The sequence below is a fragment of the Lysobacter brunescens genome (assembly GCF_042677005.1).
Lineage (GTDB): Bacteria > Pseudomonadota > Gammaproteobacteria > Xanthomonadales > Xanthomonadaceae > Lysobacter_I > Lysobacter_I brunescens.
In genome coordinates, this window is sequence record NZ_JBHTIF010000035.1 from 1 (window position 1) to 526 (window position 526).

1 protein-coding gene is annotated in these 526 nt (G+C 68.8%); it reads left to right on the forward strand.

Going from position 1 to position 526, the window contains the following annotated elements:
- The coding region (locus ACFQ0E_RS19225) for an AMP-binding enzyme (protein WP_386826654.1) at window positions 1-526 on the forward strand (526 nt) is incomplete at both ends.

Below are 526 nucleotides of genomic sequence, written 5' to 3' on the forward strand. Positions count from 1 at the left end.
TGCAGCGCTGGTACCGCACCGGCGACTGGGTGCAGCAGCGCCACGATGGCGAACTGCGCTACCTCGGCCGCATCGACCACCAGGTCAAGCTGCGCGGACATCGCATCGAACTGGGCGAGATCGAGCAGTGCCTGCAGGCCATGCCCGAGATCGCCGACATCGTCGTCGATGTCCACGTGCCGACCGATGGCGGCGAGCCGCAGCTGGCCGCATACGCGGTGCTGGCACAGGGACAGGCAGCGCCCGAAGACGCAGTGTGGCGTGCGCAGCTGCATTCGCAGCTGCCGGCCTACATGCATCCGTCGACCCTGACGGTGCTGGAAGCGATGCCGTTGACGGCGAGCGGGAAGATCGACCGCAAGGCGCTGCCTGCGCCGCAGCAGTCGGGCCTGGCCGAGGAGGTCGCCGCGGAAGGCGAGGTGGAAGAAGCGCTGGCGCGGATCTGGTGCGAATTGCTGGGTCTGCCTTCGGTCGGCGCGACCGCGAACTTCTTCCAGCTCGGCGGGCACTCACTCCTGGCGACGCG